The 19,545-nt window shown below is 56.8% G+C and carries 8 protein-coding genes and 6 pseudogenes; 4 read left to right on the top strand and 10 right to left on the bottom strand.

Going from position 1 to position 19,545, the window contains the following annotated elements; all coding sequences use genetic code 11:
- Window positions 1–338 precede the first annotated feature (338 nt).
- The 7 genes and pseudogenes from NKI06_RS26390 to NKI06_RS26415 all read right to left on the bottom strand — a co-directional run.
- Window positions 339–1,357: pseudogene (locus NKI06_RS26390) on the bottom strand (IS110 family RNA-guided transposase); the annotation flags it as partial.
- A 192-nt stretch (window positions 1,358–1,549) separates the two neighbouring features.
- Window positions 1,550–3,166: an MFS transporter gene (locus NKI06_RS26395; protein WP_352987603.1), complete on the bottom strand. Its 1,617-nt coding sequence runs from the start codon at window positions 3,164–3,166 to the stop codon at window positions 1,550–1,552.
- Window positions 3,167–3,298: 132 nt separating this feature from the next.
- Window positions 3,299–3,448, bottom strand: a pseudogene (locus tag NKI06_RS30925) (IS6 family transposase); the annotation flags it as partial.
- A gap of 6 nt (window positions 3,449–3,454) precedes the next feature.
- Window positions 3,455–3,703, bottom strand: a pseudogene (locus NKI06_RS30930) (transposase family protein); the annotation flags it as partial.
- 945 nt (window positions 3,704–4,648) lie between these two features.
- The gene (locus NKI06_RS26405) at window positions 4,649–6,187 is read right to left on the bottom strand and encodes a M81 family metallopeptidase (protein WP_352987605.1); all 1,539 of its coding nucleotides are present in this window, start codon (window positions 6,185–6,187) and stop codon (window positions 4,649–4,651) included.
- 109 nt (window positions 6,188–6,296) lie between these two features.
- A complete protein-coding gene (locus NKI06_RS26410) occupies window positions 6,297–7,538 on the bottom strand; it encodes an ATP-grasp domain-containing protein (RefSeq protein ID WP_352987606.1) in 1,242 nt (413 codons plus the stop codon).
- Between the two features lie 215 nt (window positions 7,539–7,753).
- Window positions 7,754–14,815, bottom strand: coding sequence for a hybrid non-ribosomal peptide synthetase/type I polyketide synthase (locus NKI06_RS26415; RefSeq protein ID WP_352987607.1), 7,062 nt, complete (start codon window positions 14,813–14,815; stop codon window positions 7,754–7,756).
- A 376-nt stretch (window positions 14,816–15,191) separates the two neighbouring features.
- On the opposite strand from NKI06_RS26415, the gene NKI06_RS26420 reads away from it, so the two are divergent.
- Window positions 15,192–15,878, top strand: coding sequence for a 4'-phosphopantetheinyl transferase family protein (locus NKI06_RS26420; RefSeq protein WP_352987608.1), 687 nt, complete (start codon window positions 15,192–15,194; stop codon window positions 15,876–15,878).
- Window positions 15,879–15,928: 50 nt separating this feature from the next.
- Here NKI06_RS26420 and NKI06_RS26425 read toward each other — a convergent pair.
- Both NKI06_RS26425 and NKI06_RS26435 read right to left on the bottom strand, forming a co-directional pair.
- A pseudogene (locus NKI06_RS26425) lies at window positions 15,929–16,847 on the bottom strand (ATP-grasp domain-containing protein); the annotation flags it as partial.
- A gap of 565 nt (window positions 16,848–17,412) precedes the next feature.
- Window positions 17,413–17,706, bottom strand: a pseudogene (locus NKI06_RS26435) (helix-turn-helix domain-containing protein); the annotation flags it as partial.
- A gap of 92 nt (window positions 17,707–17,798) precedes the next feature.
- On the opposite strand from NKI06_RS26435, the gene NKI06_RS26440 reads away from it, so the two are divergent.
- The 3 genes from NKI06_RS26440 to NKI06_RS26450 are packed head-to-tail and all read left to right on the top strand — an operon-like array spanning window position 17,799 to window position 18,738.
- Window positions 17,799–18,071 (top strand): ATP-binding cassette domain-containing protein, encoded by a 273-nt coding sequence (locus tag NKI06_RS26440; protein ID WP_352544131.1) that lies wholly within the window; start codon window positions 17,799–17,801, stop codon window positions 18,069–18,071.
- A gap of 41 nt (window positions 18,072–18,112) precedes the next feature.
- Complete coding sequence (locus NKI06_RS30935; protein ID WP_502900620.1) at window positions 18,113–18,277, top strand: hypothetical protein; 165 nt, start codon at window positions 18,113–18,115, stop codon at window positions 18,275–18,277.
- Window positions 18,217–18,738: an oligopeptide/dipeptide ABC transporter ATP-binding protein gene (locus NKI06_RS26450; RefSeq protein ID WP_352987610.1), complete on the top strand. Its 522-nt coding sequence runs from the start codon at window positions 18,217–18,219 to the stop codon at window positions 18,736–18,738. The genes NKI06_RS30935 and NKI06_RS26450 overlap by 61 nt, the downstream gene beginning before the upstream one ends.
- Before the next feature lie 87 nt (window positions 18,739–18,825).
- Here the strand turns inward: NKI06_RS26450 and NKI06_RS26455 are convergent.
- A pseudogene (locus tag NKI06_RS26455) lies at window positions 18,826–19,307 on the bottom strand (transposase); the annotation flags it as partial.
- Window positions 19,308–19,545 lie beyond the last annotated feature (238 nt).

A 19,545-nucleotide genomic window follows, 5' to 3' on the forward strand; every position in this document is an offset into this window, starting at 1 on the left:
GGAAACGACTTCGTCGACAAATATCAAAAATGACCCTGAGGCGCTCTAAGCCGTCCGGCTTCGCCTCGGAATCGCGTCCGGTATCTATCGGAATAAGCGTCCGGTTTCGTTTCGGAATCACTGTCCGGTTTCATTGGAATACGCACCAAGATGGTTTCCGCGACGCGAGTTCCCAATATCATGTCGGCCTACAACGACCAATGGGGTCAACGGAGTGTCCCGCGTCTCGGATCGATCGATCACACCAACTGCTCATTCTCTTGCAAGTTCCGGCACCAGCTCAGCACGGTAAGAGTAGATATGTTCCCCGTGTCTGGCCGATCTCCGCGCGCCAAGGCTGGTGGCATAGGCTTTGCTCTGTAGATCTCGCCGCTTACCATTAGTTTCCAGGCGATGCGCGCCATCTTGTTCGCTAGCGCCACGGCAGCGAGCTTCGGCGGCTTGCGCTTGAGTAGGTCGACGAGCCAGGGTGAGACGGCGCCTCGGCCGCGTCGGACATGCCGGATGACAGCAGTGGCCCCGGCCACCAGCACGCTGCGCAAGGCTTCGTCGCCGGCGCGCGTCATCACACCGAGCCTGACCCTGCCGGCGGTTGAATGATCCTTCGGCGTTAGGCCGAGCCAGGCGGCAAAGTGTCGGGCCGATCGAAAGGTCTCAGGTGCCGGCGTCTTCATCACGAGTAGCGACGCTACCGATCGGGCCGACACCGGGGATTTGCGCCAGGCGCTGGCTGCACTCCTCCGCCCGATGCCAAGCCATCAATTTGGCGTCGACGTCTTTCAGTTGTGTTTGCAGCTGCGCATATTCCTTGGCATGGAGCCCGAACAGCTCCCGCGCCAAATCCGGTAGCATCTTATCTGCCGCGATACGTTCGAGCAGCGGTTCGATCTTGCACACCTTTGGCAGCGATCAGCCCGTATTCTGCCGCATAACCACGGATCGCATTGGCGAGCTGCGTGCGATTGCGGATCAGCCGGTCGCGCAGGCCGACCAGCATCAATGCCGCCTGGTTGTCGGCTGTCTTGACCGGTACGAAGCGCATCGTCGGCCGGCTCATCGCCTCGCACAGCGCTTCGGCATCGGCCGCATCGTTCTTGCCGCGCTTGACGTACGGTTTGACATATTGCGGAGGGATCAGCTTCACTTCGTGCCCGAACGACTGCAGGAGACGCGCCCAGTGGTGCGATCCGCCGCACGCTTCGATCGCTACCACCGTCGGCGACAGCTTCTCGAACAACGTTACCACCTCCTTGCGCCGCAACTTCTTGCGCAGCACCGGCTCCTCAGCCGCGTTTACGCCATGGAGTTGGAAGACGTGCTTTGACGTGTCGATGCCAATTCGAATAATTTGTTCCACGGACGGTCTCCTTTGCTAGAGATCTGCAACGACCTCATTCTGGTACATCGATGCCGTGCGGGGGCCGTCCACCCCAACATCATGCGGCGGCCCTGCGCCGACCGCGAAGAGAAGCGAGTGACCCGCGGGGCGACACGGTCCGAAAAAACGCAACAGGAGCTTGACCTCAACAACTCCAATCAGAGAAGCCTGCTAGTGAGCCTTGAGCGGCATGTCGTCGTCTCCCCGCACAGTCTGTCGTTCGATCTTGTGATGAATTTTGGGCGAGCAATCGCCTCGGTGCAGTGCTTCCAGGCGCGCTGCGATTTCAGCGTCGGCGTGAGTCCGCCGCTGGTTATGGCGCAAATATTCGACCCATGTCGGTACGTGGTAACATTCGGTCCATAGTTCGGGCTTCTCAAGGTCGCGCAGCAGCGCCCACTGCCTGGCGCCGTCTCGAAGTCGGGCCTTTCGCCATGATGTCATCACAGCGAGGAATTCTGAAACGTCTTGCCGATCAATACGATAATCAACCATCACCATAATCGGGCCGCTTCGCGACCGCAGATCAATTTGCAGCGCCGGTTCGGTGAATTTGTTGGTTGGGTCTAGATTGAGCGTTTCAAATTCCGGTTGGCGAAGGAAAATGCCGATCAGCCCACCGAAGACAAGAACGAGGCTGGCAACCCACACGGTTCCAGAAACACCCTGGATGTTTGCCAATTCACCCCAGATCCAGCTGCCCGCCGCCATGCCGCCATATGTGACGGTCTGATACAGGGACATGGCTCGTCCAACGACCCATCGTGGCGCTGAAAGCTGAACCGTCACGTTAAACAGGGAGAATGCCTGCAGCCACGCCGCGCCGGCCGGCATGAGGAGCAGGCAGCTCAGCCAAACGTGTTCGCTGAATGCCAGAAAGAAGCAGCTGATCGCCAGCACAAAGAATGCTCCACGAATGACTAACTCGTTGCTGAGCACTTCCCGGGTCCGTCCAATGAGAAGCGCGCCGCAAATCGCACCCAGGCCAAAGAACCCGAGCATCACGCCATAGGTGATCGCAGTGCCCTTCACCTGTTCTCGGGCAATAAGCGGCAGCAGAGCCAGAATGACAATGGCGGTGAGACCGAAAACGAAACTCCGACACAGCACCTTGAGTAGGTTCGGCGACAACAGCGCATAGCGGAAGCCCGCGGCCATGGCGCTGCCGAAAGCCTCCCGCGGCAGCGACGGTCGCGCGCGTAAGATCTTCCATCGCAAAAGCGCAATGATCAGGGCGAAGTAGCAAAAGACATTGAAAAGAAACGCAAAGGCCGCACCGGCTATCGCGACGATCAGTCCACCAATGGCCGGCCCGATGCTGCGCATGAGGTTGTAGCTCATGCCGTTAAGTGCAACTGCGCTCGACAGGTGTTCGCGGGGGAGGATATCTCCCATCGAAGCTTGCCACGATGGGTCGTGCAACGCCCAACCACAGCCGATCAGGCACGTGAGACCCAACAGGGTCCAGGGTGTGAGTGCCTCTGTATAGGCCAGAAAAGCCAAAGACGCGGAAATGCACACCATCAGCAGCTGAGCCGTCAACATAATCCGGCGGCGATCAAAGTTGTCCGAGAGCGCTCCCGAAGCGAGCGAAAAGATCATGTATGGCAGCGTGGTCGATGACTGGACGAGCGCCACCATCCCGGGCGACGTGGCAATGCTCGTCATCAGCCATGCAGCAGCCACGCCTTCGACCAGGAAGCCAAGGTTTGAAATAAGTGCAGCCGACCAAAGAGAACGGAACGTCTTGTGTTGAAACGGAACAAGTGGAGACATTCTATTTGCCATTGTGGAAACTTTCGAGATCGACTGCTGGCTCGAATTCGCAAACCAGCCAAAACATGGCCACACCATTAAAGCCAAGCTGCCACGCTCTCGCGTCGATTTGTTGAAACGGCTGAATGTCTGAAACGAAGCCAATCACGCGGCAAGGATTTGGAACTGCTCGACCAGGGATGGATTCGGATTGAAGGCGAACCTCGCATGTTGCTTACGCATCATGTGAGCCATTTCGATGCCGTTTACGATGATCACGGCTGATGGTGGTGATGTGAAGCCGAGCACTGACCGGATGCACCACTGGCCGCGGACCTTGATGTGCGTCTCGTCGACATGCCGCTTCCCGGTCACGCTATGTTTGCGCCGGTTGAAATGCTCTAGCAGTAGCGGTGCGAAACGAACGGTCCAGCGGTGAATGGTCGTGTGGTCGACGGCGATCCCTCGCTCGGCCATCATCTCAAGATCACGCAGGCTGAGATTGTAAGCCAGGTACCGACGCACACAAAGCAGCATCCCCGGCTGGTTGAACTGACGGCCCTTGAACATCTAATCCTCCGAAATGTCGAAGAGGTGCGTGCCATAGCGCCGTCAATCCAAACGTTGCAAACACATCCGCACGCCGCTCGGTGCCGCGAAAGCCGCCCAAGGAAGATAGACAACCGCCTCCGCACGTACGTTCCCTGCACTTGGTATGACGCCGACAAGTTGTTCGCCGTACGCCCAAGGCGAGGACGCTTGCGAATCTCGTAAGCGAGAACTCCCAGCCCGCGGTCAGCCTGAGGGCACGCAAGAATGCCGGATGATCATGGGCGCCGACGGCACGACCGGCGAGCTGCTGGGCGGAGCTCTCGAACCCGCCGAGAGGGGCGAGTTGTGGCTCGCTAGGCGCCGTTATTTGGCGACGGCGGAGCGCTTCTTCTGGCGAGCGCGGATGGGTCATGGCCGGCCCGACCACCAAGACATCGAAGATAGTCCAAGCAATGTCATAGGCCGCCCAACGCTGCCGGAAACATTCGTGAACCAGCTCATCGTCTTTGTTTGTCAACACGGATTGCCTCAATCCCGTTGTCGCGAGACAGTCTAACGTCGAAGCAGACATAATAGCAATTTGATGAAGAACAACACGCAATCCACCTTGACACGCGGAATGATGTTACGCATCAACTCACAACTAACCTGTAAAATACTACAAAAAATTGGTTCTCTACCCTCAGACAGCCCGCGTCGCCCTCGTTGTCATACGTCATGAGAGAATACCCTCGTTATATTTTTCACGCTTGTGATCAGTGCGTCCGTGCGGAAACATCATTTTAGCGGCAGCATACAATCTATAGCGAGCTAAGCGCATGAATAATCTTTAAGATTGTTCTAAGGTTATATTGCAGAACCAGCTGAGCTGCTCGTAAAGAAGAGCGCCGATCCGGAGATCCTTGGCCGCACAGAGACACTGATCGCACAGGAGGAGGCGATTGCAAGAAAGAAGCACGAGGCTTAACAGCGAGCTAGCGAGCCTAGTGTCGCGTGAATGCCCTGTACGGTTAAACGCTCCACTACTTGAGCCGCCACAATGGGCGCGTCATCCACATTGGTGTCCGGCCAGACCCGTGCGCGTCTTTTGGGGAAAGCACCTGGCACGAAATAGGAGAGGCCGGCGCTTGCAACATAGATAGTCGCTGCAACGCCCTCGAAATTGCGATTGAAGTGGAACTGCGACTTCATCACGATAAAGTCCTGCTCCCTGATATTGACGCCGTGGGATTCGAAAATGGCCCGATCAACGATGAACCCTGGCTTTGAAGTGACAATCACAAGGAAACGATTATTAATCTCGATAAGGGCCGTCTTTCCCATGGCAGCGGATTCGTTGGCAAAACTGGGTCCAATGAGTTTAATATCTCTATTGTTGAGCAGCTTGACCACGCCTTCGACCTCGAAGGGCATATATAGCGGGGTCATCTTGCCGCCGAGACGCATCTTGATTTTTGCGCCGACGCCGGCTGCCTGTGCCTGAGCTACAGTTTCCGGATCATTGACCGTCAGCGAGCCCTGGAGCTTTACAGGATGCTTCAGTGCGGCTTGCAGGATCAAGGTGCTGTCCCCCGGCGCGCCGGCCAGCGTCCGGTCGCCAAGATCGGCAAGCGCCTTGGTAATGCCGCGCTTGTCCTTCGCAGTCGCATCGAGGGCCTCTGCGATCGTCACGGTTTCATCCTTGAAGCACTTGCGCAGATTCCAGAACTCCTGGGCGTAATCCTCCACGATCGCCGTGGCTTGCGCATATGGCCCGTTGCTCAGGATCACAGCGGCCTGACCCATGTCCGTTAGATCCGCAAAGCGATAAGCGTTGTAGATGCTAAGGTCCACCACTGGCGCTTCCGACTCCTCGAGCGCACGGGCACGTGCGTGCATTTCTTTAAGTGGGCTAAGATGAGTTTCGAGCCTACCCGGGGCAATCATTCGGGTTTTCGCGAAGGTATAGACCGGTCGCAGACGGCCTTCCAGCACATCGAAGACCAGTTTAACGACCTTCTTGCCATTGTCGTAGTAATCGTCATGGGGATTGTTCTTGCAGGCGATGCAGATGTCGGCTGCCTTCAACATCTGCGGCGTGATATTGGCATGAAGGTCGAGACCTACTCCGATGACTGCGTTTCCGCCGATGGCGCCGCGAATGTAGGAGAGGAAATCACCTTCCGTATCTTCGAACTCAGTCGTGGACATCGACCCATGCAGGTCCAGGACAATCGCATCGGGCGCGAGCTTCTTGAGTTCCTCGCCCCAGAACTGGCGTTGCTCAATGTAGAAACCATGATCGATGGCGCCGCTCGGGGCGATCATCGAATCTGAAACGGGAAGGATTTCAATATCAGCGCGTTCAATCAAGGCGTCGACAATCCCGCCGAGCGTCGTGCCATTTCCCTTAGCCGCCTCGATCACTGTCTCGCCGCGAACGATCGTGATATCTGCCGCCGCTGTCGCAGGCGCATATCCGTGCGATTCATGAAACAGGCGTCCGACTGCTATGCGCTTCATAATATGAAATTGTCTCCTGAATGTCAGGGTTGATCGCTAAGGACTTCGCGGCGATGGGCTAGCGGATGGTGACCCGCGGAGGCTGCGCTGGGGACAAGTGCTGGAACTCTTAAGGGGCCGCAGGTTGTTCCTGTTCGCCAGGGGTCGGGAATGGTGTGATCGACCAATCGATTAAGTCGACGGCACGCTGAAGTATCGCCTCTGTCCGATCATGGGTGGGTGAAGAGGCGACGACATATCCGATCATGTCTCGGAGATCTCCTTTCCTGACGATCGGTGTCTTGGGTTCAACATACAATTTGACCTCGGCGACGCCTGGTATGGCAGCCGCCCGACTGTCGCCACTGATCCAATCGAGAGTGCCGTCGCGATCAGGAACCAGGAACCGCATGGCCGCAGTCTGCGAATGCCTTCTACGCAAATTCCATTTCTCACCGATGACAAGCTTGATGTGCTCGGTGACCAGATCAACACCGTAAGCCAGCTGAACCATTTGGGGAATGCCTGCGCCATGAAGACGGGGATTGACTTCGATGACGATTGGGCCACGCGTCGTCCACCGGAATTCAATACCCGCTGGCCCCCAGCCAAGGTCGAGAGCTCGCAAACAGCTCAGCGAAACATCGGCGATACGCTGATGGTCGTCATCAGGCAGCGGGGCCGGAAAGGTGCACTCCCGACCGACAAAATGGGGTAAGGGACCGAAGTCAGTGGTGCCAATTCCAATGATCTGATCTCCCATTGCGTCGGCCCAATAAGAGGGGCCTTGTGCGAATTCTTCGACCAATATCCTAGGCGGGGACTGCCATATGTGCTCCCCGCCCAAAAGATAGGTCGTATGTTCGGCTAACTCATCGAAGCTGCGGCACAGTCGGACACCTCTGCTGCCGGCACCAACTGTTGGTTTAAGAATCACCGGCAGGCCGATCTCCGTGGCAAAACTTTCCACCTCCGTCGCATCCGCTGCCAAGCGATAAGCAGGTATTGGAACGCCGGCCTCTGCGAGTAGGTGACGTTGCTTGAATTTGTCGCAGCATTGTTCAATGGATGTGGGGTTCGGTCCCGGCAGATCGAAATGGCGGCAGAGCTTGCCAACTGTCGCATAGAACGAGTCCCCGACGGACGTAATGCCAGCAATGTCATCACGGAGCCGGGAACATTCGCGGATCAGCGCATCGAGATCGGCTGTATCGACACGGATTGCCTCAATTCCTTCGGCCCCAAGATAGTCGTACTGAGCTGGATCAGCCGACAGGACAATTGGATGAAGACCAAGACGCTGGGCCGCATGGACGTATAGCGGACCATTATACCTTGAACCTTCAAGCAGGATGAGTGCTCTTCTTGCCATTGGCCGTTGTCTCCGACGTTGCGTGCTATGCGGCGGTCCGAGCGTACATCGGCAAATCTTTTTCAGCCGTGCCTGATCTCAGACCTTGTAGTGAACGTACCATTGTCAGCGATTTGCGGTCGCAAAGATTCTGCAAATTTAGTTTAAGTATTTGTTGCAACAGTTTGATCGCCGACCCTTGTCCCGCTTTTGCGATTCGCTGCTGGTACCGTCGCCTAGCCGTTTCGATTGAGATAATCTTTGAGCTTCGTAGCTAGGACGCGTACATGGGGCGGAGCGACCATCGTGTAATGGTCACCTGGCACTTCGTGAATTTCCAGGCGCGCCCGCGCGAATTGCTTCCACCCAAGATCGCCATCAGGTTCATTAGTGGATGTGCGCAGCCCCTTCTTGGCTGCAAAAAGAACGGACCTGCTGTCGTTGAACCGAGGCGTATATTCGCGCAGCGCAATTTTATTGGCCTCGGCAACTGTCAGGATATTATTGAGCTGCGTTTTGCCCATGTCGGGTACGTTGCCTGCTTGCATTCCGAAATCCAGCAATGCCGTAACCTGGCACTCACGCTTGATGGATTTCAGCTTTCGCCAATGTTTCTTCAGCGCGGGAAAAAGGACACTCAATGTGACCGCTTGCTCGCTAAGCCAGTCAGGAATACGGCGGTTGCCGAGCAAGCGATGGTACCGGCTGGCTGTGTGCTCTTCATCCTTGTGAAGCGCTTTGGCATCGAGCAGTCCAACTATTGCTACCTCGTCACCAGCATCGCGCAATTGGCAGCCCATTTCCCAAGCAATGCTACCGCCCATGGACAAGCCAACGAGTTGATAAGGGCCGCGTGGTTGTACGCTCTTGATGGCCTCAATATATTCCCCTGCCATCTCGGCAATGCTCAGGTGAGGTTTTGCCTCACCATTCAGGCCTCGCGCCTGTAATCCGAAGAGCGGCTGGTCTGCACCCAATGCCTTAGCAAGAGGCGTATATAGGAGTACATGTCCCCCAAAAGGGTGGGGGCAAAACAGAGGTGTCCGTGAACCGCCGGTTTGTATCGGCACCAATGCGTTCGGACGCACGCTTCCACGGATCTTCGAGAGGGCTATCGCGAGCCCGCTTGGTGTCTGATGTTCCAGCAACAGGGAGACAGCCAATCTCTCTCCCGTTAGCTGCTCGATGCGATCGATCACGCTTAAGGCACTCAACGAATCGCCACCAAGATCAAAGAAGCTGTCGGTCGCGGCAACGTCTTCCAAGCCCAAAATGTCCCGGTAGACCGCCGCAATTTGGCGGTCCAAAGCTGCCTCAGCAGACATCTCAACTACAGTCGGACTGCGCACCCCTTCGTTCCCAGTCGGGGGATCGACGGATGTGGCTGCAATATCAGGCTGCTTCAAATCGGCATTTTGTTCCTGCTCCTTGGTGACGACTGCATCGAGCCAGTAACGCTTGCGATCAAAAGGATAAGGCGGGAGGGGGGTACGCTGCGGGGGCTTATGATCGTGCAGGCCAGACCAATCTATGCGAACGCCGCAGGTCCAAAGCTTGCCCAATGTCTGTAACAGTCTCAGGCGATCACCTTGCCCATGATCGCCTCCTGGCAAGGCCGCAAAGGCGATGGGGCTGCGCAGGTTGATCTTTGACTTGGAATGTCCCGTCAGGGCTGCGCCAGGCCCCATCTCAATGAACAATTCGTGGCCCGATTGCACTAGCCGATCGAACGTCTGATGGAATTGCACCGTCTCTCGCAGGTTGCGGACCCAATAGCTGCCATCGAGCCGCACGTCCGCCTCAAGCCAGTCACCGAGCACAGTTGACATGAACGGTACTTCCGGTGCGTGCAGCTCGACTTGTTCGGTACGAATCCTAAACTCCGGCAGGATTGGATCGAGCAGGGATGAATGCACGGCATGACTTCCACGTATCCGTTTGCTCGCGATAGATTTCGCCTGCAATCGCTCATGAAACGCTTCGATCTCGGATGCGGCCCCCGAAACGACGCACAGACGTGGACCGTTTATGGCCGCCAATGAAAGGCGTTCGTTCCAATAGGGCTGGAGCTCTTCCGGCGACAGGCTGACTGCAACGATGCCGCCGGCAGGCACACGCGACGTTAACTGTCCTCTTATCAGCGTCAGTCGAATGGCATCACGTAACGAGATGATGCCCGCAAAATGAGCGGCTGCATATTCGCCGATGCTGTGGCCGATCACAGCTGCAGGGAAAATGCCCCACGACAGGAAGAGCTTCGTCATTGCATATTGCGTAGCAAAGATGACAGGCTGTATGACGGCTTCCAGCTGAGGCTCAAGCTCGCCATCAGATTTGCCTTCGCAGTAGAGCAGGGGGCGGAAATCAATATGTGCGAGCTCATTAAGCCAGTTTGCGCATTCGTCGATGGCGTTGCGGAATACCGGCTCTTCTTCATAGAGCTCCCGACCCATTCCAATCTGCTGCCCGCCCTGGCCGGAGAACATGAAAACGATGCGGGGTTCACTGCTTGACGCTTCCCCCGATGCGCCCGCATGCAGTGCCGCCTGATCGAATTGGTCGGCTAGTTCCACCAGACCGGATCCGACGATACTTGTGCGATATCTGAGAGCGGCTCGCCCCTTCTGCAGGGTGTATGCGACATTTGCTGCGCTGTGCTGAACCTCGCTTCGGCGCATAAAGCCGGCCAGTTGCCGAAGCACTTCGGTCAGTGCCGACCTGCTCGCCCCCGATACTGGAAACACGTGCAGCCTGCGGCCGCCTTGTTGATGGGTTCGCGGCGGAGTCTCCTCGAGAATCGCGTGCGCATTCGTGCCACCGATGCCATATGAGCTGACCGCACCGCGCCTTGGCCCGCCGCTCTTAGGCCAAGCGGTGCAGGTCTTGGCTACGAACACCGGGCTCTCTTTGAAGTCGATATTTGGGTTGGGCTTATCAAAATGCAGGCTGGAGGGAATGACGCCCTTGTTCAGCATCGTGGCGAGCTTGATCATTCCCGTTACACCCGCTGCTGCGTCGAGATGGCCGATATTTGTTTTGACCGAACCTATTGCGCAGAATTGTTTCCTCGCTGTGTGGGAACGGAAAGCCTTGGTCAGGCCAGAGATTTCGATGGGGTCGCCAAGGTAAGTTCCCGTACCATGCGCCTCCACGTAACCAATGGTGTCCGCAGAGGCCTCAGCATCGGAGAGGGCAGCTTGGATTACCGCTGCCTGTCCTTCAGCACTGGGGGCGGTGAACCCTACCTTGGCCGCGCCATCATTGTTGATGGCGGTTCCCTTTATGACTGCCCAGACATAGTCGCCGTCTCTACGGGCATCGCTCAGCCGCTTGAGAACAACCGTCGCTGCTCCGCTGCCTCTCACCGTTCCTTGTGCTTTCGCATCGAACGCACGGCAGTGGCCGTCAGGGGACAAGATATGGCCTTGTTGATGGAGATAGCCTTTTCCATGCGGCAGGGAAATCGATGCACCGCCTGCCAGCGCCATATCGCACTCATTGCTGCGAAGGCTCTGGCAAGCGAGGTGGACAGCAACCAGCGAAGTGGAACAGGCCGTCTGAACTGACACGCAGGGGCCGGTCAAATTGAGCTTGTAGGCAATGCGCGTCGCCGTGAAATCGTGGCCATTAAGAATGCGGATCTGCAATTTCTCTGAATCCAGCAGGTCCCTGCCTGCTTCCCGCTCAGCGAGATAGTGGTTCGCCCCTACGCCAGCAAAAACACCGACTTTGGCCTCGGATGGCTCGCGCGATCCGTATCCCGCATGGTCGAGCGCCTGATACGCCGTTTCCAGCAGGATCCGCTGTTGCGGGTCCATCCACGCTGCTTCCTTAGGCGAGATGCCGAAGAACGCTGCGTCAAACAGATCAACGCCGCTGATAACGGCTTCGCGCCTCACATAATTAGGCTTGCCAAACGTGTCAGGAGCAACGTCAGCGTCTCGCAATGTCTGTTCATCCAAGTCTGTGATGGACTCAACGGCATCGACCAGATTGTTCCAGAATTGGTCGACGTTTTCCGCTCCCGGGAACCTGCCCGCCATACCTATGATTGCAACAGCATCGCGGTCCTGTTTGGGTTCGTTGCCGCTTCCGGCCGAACCAATTGTGGTCTTTAAACCTCCAGCGGAGTGAGGAGCAGCTTGAGTTGCGGCCAAATGCGCAGCGAGCGTTCTTATTGTGGGGTGCTCGAAAAGATCCAGAATCTTGCAATCAATGCCCAGACGATCTTGGATACGCGCCTGAACTTGGACAACAGCCAGGGAATGTCCGCCAACATCAAAGAAACTGTCTTCACCACCGACGGAATCCAGGTTCAGCACGTCCTTCCATATCTCAGCCAGTTCCGCCTGAAACCCACCGGTCGGCAAAGTTGCTGCCTTTAATTTCGGGGCGTTTCTCGGCTCGGGAAGCGCGCGTCGATCGATCTTGCCGCTACGATTGGTTGGTAGCTGCGGGAGGAACACGAACTGCAAGGGCACCATGTAGCCAGGCAACGCGCCGCGCAGGAAAGTCTGAAGTTCATCGACATCCTCCGAACTTTCCGGTCGCCTCACCACATAAGCTGTCAGGCTCGCATTTTCGCCGAGACGATCTGTCAGCGTGACGCAGCATGCTTTGACGTTTTCGTGCTTCATCAGACACTGCTCGATTTCGGCAAGTTCAACCCGCATGCCGCGGATTTTGACCTGTCCGTCCTTTCGGCCCAGGAACTCAATCGTGCCATCTGACCGATACCGGGCCAGATCACCAGTTCTGTAGAGCCTGGATTGCGGATCATTATCGAACGGGTTTGGCCGAAAAAGCTCGCGCGTGAGATCATCGTTACTGATGTAACCGCGAGCTAGGCCGACGCCCCCGATATAGAGCTCGCCGATTGCCCCAAGCGGTGCCGGATTGCCATAGCGATCAAGGATGTATGCCTTGCTATTGATGGCGGGGCGCCCGATAGGCGGCTTTCGCCCGTCGGCACTCACCTCAGTTCTTACGCAATAGACGGTCGTTTCAGTCGGCCCATAGGAATTGAAGATGCGGCGGTTTTCGCCCCAACGATCAATGAGGCTCGACGGTAAGGGCTCTCCACCCGACTTGATCACGATGAGATCAGAAAGATCAGTCGACGGCAAGGATGTCCAAGCTGTCGGTGTAAGACCGGCAACGGTGATGCGCTCACGGCGCATGAACTCGACCAGCTCTGCTCCGGGCAGCGATGCTGATGGGGGCGCAAGGCACAATCGACCACCCGAGGACAAAGCCAGCATAAAATCGAATAGCGATGCATCAAATCCGCAGGAAGCGAACTGCAATACTCGGCTATCCGGGCCCGACTGATAAGTGCGTCTTAGGTCCTCCGCCATGTTGCAGGCGCTGCGATGTTCGATCATCACGCCTTTCGGCTGACCTGTGGAGCCGGACGTATAGATCACATAAGCCAAGTCGAGGGAGCCGGCGGGGCAGTGCGGAGGCGTGACTTCATGCCGAGCAATTTCGGTGTGGTCTTCGTCGAGGAGAACCACTGCGCATTCATTCGCACCTTCAATGCTTCGCCCGGATAGGGCATCCCCAAACGTCTGTTCTCTGAGCTCCGACTTGCTGATGAGGGCAGTGGCACCAGCATCCCGCAACATGAAGCGTAGACGCTGGGGTGGCAGTCGCGGATCGAGAGGAAGATAGACGGCCCCGGCCTTCAGGACAGCGAGAAACCCGACAATGAGGTCGCACGAACGCTCAACGAGAATGCCGACCACGTCTCCAAGACGGACTCCTTTTGAAATCAGATGACGGGAAAGCTTGTTTGCTCTTTGCTCAAGTACGGCATAGCTGAGTGCCTCCCATGGGCAGCTGACAGCGATATTGTCCGGGTAAGCGGCAGCCTGCGCTTCGATCAGGTTGTGCAGGCAAGTGTCGGACGAAAAACATGCGGCTGTGTCGTTAAAATCATGCAGGAGCTGGTGCTCCTCCCCTGGCCTCAGAAGACTATAGTCGCCTATCCGTCGCGCTGGCTTATCTGCGATCGCCTCAAGCAAAAAATGATAGTGCTTCGCAAGCCGCTCTATAGTGCTAGCATCCCACAAATCCGCTTTATACACGACCTCAAGGCGGACACTTTCCTTGCGTGCCAGGATTCGAAAATCAAGATCGATCCAGGTATCGGTCTCACAAAATTGGATTTGCGCAGGCAAGCCGGAGAGGTCGACGTCGCATGGCGTGAAGCCAAGAGAACTCACCGCCTCCGGAGTGAAGTTGAAAGCTGCTTGCGCGAGCTGATTGCGATCAGGTGTAGGGGGGAGCTTGAGCTTCTCCAGCAGCAGTGGAAGAGGAAAATATTCGTGGCTGCGCGCGCTGCGCATCAGATGTCGCACCCGCTGCAAATGGTCGAGGAAAATGGGATTTCCGGAAAGATCTTGCCGCAGGGCCGCCAGGGTCACAAAGTAGCCGAAGGTGCCCGAAAAACTTCCTGCCGGACGGCCAAGGCGAGGCACGTAAAGGGTGATGTCGTCCTGGTCGCAATAACGATGCAGCAGGACATAATAGGCAGCAAGCAGGACGGTGGACAGCGTCACTTTTTCCTGGTGCGCCAGTCGTTCCAAGCGCGCGACCACGGGCTTGTCGATGTCCAGGGAGAAAACTGACCCAGTGTGCGTCGCGGGCGCAGTTCGTGGTTTGTCGGTCGGAAGGGCCAGGTCGGGCTCATGATCGACAAATTGGCTGCGCCAGTACGCCCACATACGCTCTCCGTCGTCGCCGGCAAGGAGTCGCTCCTGCCAGGCTACGAAGTCCTCGTACGGGGTCATCGTGGTCAGAACCGGTATTTCCGTTTTGCCACAAAACGCCTGGTAGAGCCTGCCGAACTCGTGCAGGAAGGTGCGAATGCTGTAGGCGTCGGAAATGATGTGATGGAAATTGAGGAGGAGAATCTCGTCCGTGGCACTGCGCATGAACAGGTGTGCGCGAAACAATGGCCCATGTTCCAGATCGAAAGGCGAGCGAGCTTCCGCTGCGATGGAGTGACGGAAGTCCGCCTCTTCAAGATCTTGTAGCCGAACGACATGAAAGCTCAGAAGGGCAGTCTCATGAATACGCTGATGGATCCGCTCGCCTTCCTGGTGAAAGGTCGTCCGCAGCATTTGATGGCGGTCAATCAAAGATTGGAGCGCGCGCCGCAAGGCATCAATGTCGAACGGCGCCTTTATGCGCAACTCGACTGGCAGATTGTATTCGCTACCGGTCGGTCGTTTTTGATGGTGTATCCAAAGGCCCATCTGGCTATGCGACAGCGGACGGGTAACATGATCCATTGCTTTCTCCAGCCACATATTTGTGCGGAGAACGCTACCCCATCTTCTCTTGGGATGGTCTGAATTTTTAGCGTATTATCATTCCATTTATGTGAACCTATTGTATCAAGAAATACATACCAACTCGTAATTGGAATTTATGTTGATCTTGTATGTCAATTCTATTAAGGAGAAAGATCGAAAGCTATAATGTTGTTTCACAATTGTTAAAATGGCTTCATATATCTTTACACATCGCGAGCCATAGGCAATGTAGAAGCGTCTCCTAGTGACAGCAACCGAGCCACCTAAAGCAGCTGAAGGGTCTGAACGGCCACAGCGAGAAAGCCGTTTTGTGCTGATCAGGCAACAGCGGGTTGTGGAGCAGCTTTGATGCATGCATTCGAATAGGCAGACGGGCACCATCGACGTTTGGGTTTTCCGGCATTCTCAGCTGACGATCCCTACGTTGCATATGCGCGAAATTCTGAGCCCAACTGAGCGGGAACGGGCTGAGAAAATTCGTCACATGAATATGCGCCTTTCGTATCTTCAGGCAAAGTGCGCTTTTCGGATCATCCTTTCTGCGCACTTGCGTGTTCCGCTGGGAGATCTCCAGATGACCATTTCGCGCTTCGGCAAGCCCCGATTGCCGGCGCACGATATTGAAGTGAGCCAAGCTCATAGTCACGATTGGTCGGCCGTCGCCGTATCAACCTTAGGCTTCGTTGGGATAGATATTGAGGTTTGGCGCCCCCTGGCAAATTGCCGGCAGTTGGCTTGCCAAGTTATGACCGACCAAGAGGCAAGGGCTTTTGACGACATTCCGAGCGAGCTGACTGTGCGAAAGTTCTTGGAGCTGTGGACCAGAAAAGAGGCCATACTGAAATGCGCGGGTCTTGGCCTCCGCCAAGATCCGCGTGGCCTTCATACAGGCTGGGATGAGCCGGTCGTGGAATTTGGTGACGTGCAATGTTACCTCAACGCACTCCCAGTCTGCGGGCGATTGGTAGGGCATTTAGCATCGCATGCTCCTCAAAAAATCATCATGCGCAGCCTGCCATCAGAATGGACGCTTGGCTGAAAGGACGCGCTGCAACAACGCCGATGAACGCAGCCTCGACGAGCGCGACCGTCGCCTGTAACCAAGTGGATGTGTTCGGTGACGAGATCGACTCCGTAAGCTTAGCTGAACCAGTTGAGGAGTGCCCCCACCAGCAAGACGCGGATTGACTTCAATGACAACTGGGCCAGACGTTGTCCACCAGAATTCAATATTCGCTGGCCCCCAGCCAAGGCCAAGAGCTCGCAAGCAGCTAAGCGAAACGTCCGCGATACGCTCCTGTTCGTGAGCGGTCAGCGGGGCGGGAAAGGTGAACTGACGGTATGCGAAATGCGGTAGAGGGCCAAATTCACCGGTACTCATCCCAACAACGTCATTTCCCATTGTTTCAGCAGTATAGTAGGGGCCTTGTGCAAATTCTGCGACTAACACCCGGGGCGAGGATGGTAATAAATCACTCCTGCCCAACAGAGAGGTCGTATGTTCGGTCACTTCGTCAAAGTTGCGACACAATCGGACGCCGATGCTAACGCTCCCTTCCACTGGCTTAACAATCACCGGCAGGCCGATCTCGGCGGCAGCACTTTCAACGTCCGAAGCATCCGCTACCAAGCGATAAGCGGGTACTGGAACGCCGGCTTCGCGAGAAGCTGACGTTGACTGAATTTGTCGCAACATCGTTCGATGGATGTGGGGTCCGGTCCCGGCAGACTGAAAAACCGGGAGAGTTTGCCAACTGTCGCACAGAGCGTGTCCCAGTCGCTCCTAATTCCGGCGATGTCATAGGTCTCACGTAGCCGAGAACATTCGCGGATCAGCGAGATTGTTTATATCAACACGGACTGCCTCAAACCCTTCCGCCGCAAGATAACGTACTGAGCTGGATCAGCCGACAGGTAATCGGATAAAGACCGTGATGGAGGGCCGCTTTCACGTAAGCGGACCATTGTTCCTAGAACCTTCAAGCAGGATAAGCGCTCTTCGTGCCATTGGCTGGTGACTCCAACGAGGCCGGGCTGTGAAACGGTCCGAGGGCTCATCAGCATAAGATATTTCAGCCATGCCTGACGCCGGTCCTTGTGGTGAACCTACCATTGTCAAAGACTTGCAGTCGCAAAGATTCTGCAAATTTAATTGAAGGAACTGTTGCGTCAGGGGCGCCAGTGTTTTCGAAACCCCGATAGAAATGTGTGCAGCGCGTCCGTCCGTGGTCGGTCGCTGAGAGAACCTGATCGGCACATCCCAATCGCACATCGTACCAGCTCCTGGTATCTATCTATCTAGCTTCAACAGGTTGTCCAAGGCTAGAGCGAGGCGACTGATACAGCCATGCAGCCCGGACCGACAACTCTGCGGCGCGGTGACCTGAAGTCGGATAGGCGATGGCATACGCCGATTCGCGTAGCGCCTTCTGGATTAAGCGTGCGCCATCGCCCCTCTCAAGGCGGGGTCGCCTACTACGCCAGGTTTGGCGTCGCGATAGCCGGCCTCATGGCCAACAAAGATCCCAAGCGCGGAAGGAAATGGAGCCTGCAATCAACCATGGCAAGGCCGAGCGCGACAGTCCGGCACGCTTGAGGACGCGGCTGACGGTGGCGGGCGATACGCCGACCTCATGAGCGATGTGCTTGCCGGTCCAGCGTTGCCGCCGCTACGCAACGATGCGCTCGGCGATCGACGCAGCGGTGGCCTGTGGCATATGGGCGGGCCGCGAGGAACGGTCGATCATGCCTGCCCGCCCTTCGGCCTTGTAGCGCTCGACCCAGCGCGCCACGATCTTGGCCGACACGCCGTAGACACGCGCTGCATGGGCTTGGGAAAAAGCGCGTTCGATCACCGACAGCGCCATCCTGCGCGTCAGCTTCCGCACTATGGGTCCGCTGAAGGCGCTCGCGACCGCGACGAAAGCCCCTTTCATCGACGCTGTATGCGGTGTGTTCTTTGAAGTCCGACAAGGGCGAGACACTCGCCCTTGTCGGTGAAAGCGGCTCAGGCAAATCTACCATCGCGCGCACGATGGTGGGCTTGCAGCGGGCCGCGAGCGCGAGCGGCAGCGTCAGCTTCGGCGGGCAGGAAATCGAGGAACTCAGCGGGGCTGAACGGAAGCCCTCCTGGCGGCGCATGCGATGGTGTTCCAAGGACCCCGTCGGATCACTCTCGCCCAGGCTGATGGTTGGATCGCTCCTGACAGAGCCTTTTCGCACCATCGATTAAAGAACCGCGATGCCGGAGCCGAAGCGGCGCGCCTACTAAGTATGGCCGGCCTGCCGGTTGATCTTGTTCGTCGCTATCCCCATCAGCTTTCCGGCGGTCAGGCCAGGCGTGTGGGAATCGCGCGAGCCTTGCGTTCGAACCCGATTTGGTCATCGCCGATGAGCCGACTGCAGGCCTCGACGTCTCGGTGCAGGGCGAGGTGTTAAACCTACTCGCACGGCTTCAGGACGAACTCGGCATGGCGATCCTGATCATCTCACACAATCTCAATGTCGTGCGCCATATGACCGATCGCATGGCGATCATGTATCTAGGCCGCTTCATTAAGGTCGGCTCGACTGAGCATATCTTTGATCACGCACGTCAACCCTACATGCAGGCGCTGCTTGCGGCCAATCCTGAGCCTGACCCGGATGGTGTGCTGAACAGGATCGAGCTTAAGGGCGAGGCCCCGAGCATGATGAGGCGGCCATTCGGCTGCGAGTTCCACACCCGCTGTCGCTACGCGCAGGATATCTGCAGCCGCGTCTTCCCCGAACCCTCAACAAACCCGGAGAATACGGAGCACAGCTTCAGATGCCATTTTCCACTGGAGCGCGAAAGCGCGCTGCTGCTGCAGCAAAGACCGCTTTCTCCAGTTGGAACCCAAACCGATGACGAGTCATGATGCGCGCTCGCCGCAGACCATAGGGACAAGAAGAGGATCGCTGAAATGAGACTGGGCGAGGGTGAACTTCGGCGCGGTGGAGGTCACGTGGCCGTTCTCCGACCGGGCGAGGCAGATGTCCTTGATCCGAGCTTCGATGCCGGCCTGATCGCGGCGGCGGGACTTGTAGTGACAGGTCGACGTCGAACTCCAGAACCGGCTTGCCCGCCGGATCGACACGTTCCACTCATCACACGTGTCCGCCACCAGCTCGCGTTTGCGAGGCCTCACAGTTTTCCCGAATGACGGCCTGCAATCTCCTTGTCCAAGGAAAGATCGGCCACCAGCTCCTGAGCTTGCCGTTCTCGTCCTCAAGCTGCTTCAGCCCCTTCATCTCGGTCGGCAGCAGTCCGTCGTATTTCATTTTCCAGTCGAAGTACGTCGCCTGGCTGACCCCCCGCCCGACGACAGATCTCCGCGACGGGGACTCCGTCCGATCTCTGCTTCAGAATGAACGCCTTCTGCCCGTCCGAGAACTTCGATCCCTTCCGCTCCTCCCAGCCAAGGGATGTTACGGCGGAAAACTTCACTTTCGAGTGATCCAGTTTTCAGGGGTCAGAGCACAAGGAGACGGGACGAATGAAGCGTTCACGGTGCACGTCGCGATCTTAGGAGCAGGAGCGGGAATCAAGACCCGCCGATGTATGCCGCAACCTTGGGATATCGGAAGGGACTTCCATAAATGCATAGCCACGTCGGTGGCATGGATGTTCCGTTGCGCAGCGGAAGGCTGATGAAAGGAGAACGCCAAGCTGAAGAAGCTGCTCG

This window comes from Mesorhizobium sp. M0772 (genome assembly GCF_040320135.1).
GTDB lineage: Bacteria > Pseudomonadota > Alphaproteobacteria > Rhizobiales > Rhizobiaceae > Mesorhizobium.

Coding starts and splice junctions, on each gene's coding strand:
- NKI06_RS30935 (WP_502900620.1), top strand. CDS start 18,113: ATGGCCGGCCTGCCGGTTGATCTTGTTCGTCGCTATCCCCATCAGCTT.
- NKI06_RS26395 (WP_352987603.1), bottom strand. CDS start 3,166: ATGGCAAATAGAATGTCTCCACTTGTTCCGTTTCAACACAAGACGTTC.
- NKI06_RS26415 (WP_352987607.1), bottom strand. CDS start 14,815: ATGGATCATGTTACCCGTCCGCTGTCGCATAGCCAGATGGGCCTTTGG.
- NKI06_RS26420 (WP_352987608.1), top strand. CDS start 15,192: ATGCATTCGAATAGGCAGACGGGCACCATCGACGTTTGGGTTTTCCGG.
- NKI06_RS26405 (WP_352987605.1), bottom strand. CDS start 6,187: ATGAAGCGCATAGCAGTCGGACGCCTGTTTCATGAATCGCACGGATAT.
- NKI06_RS26410 (WP_352987606.1), bottom strand. CDS start 7,538: ATGGCAAGAAGAGCACTCATCCTGCTTGAAGGTTCAAGGTATAATGGT.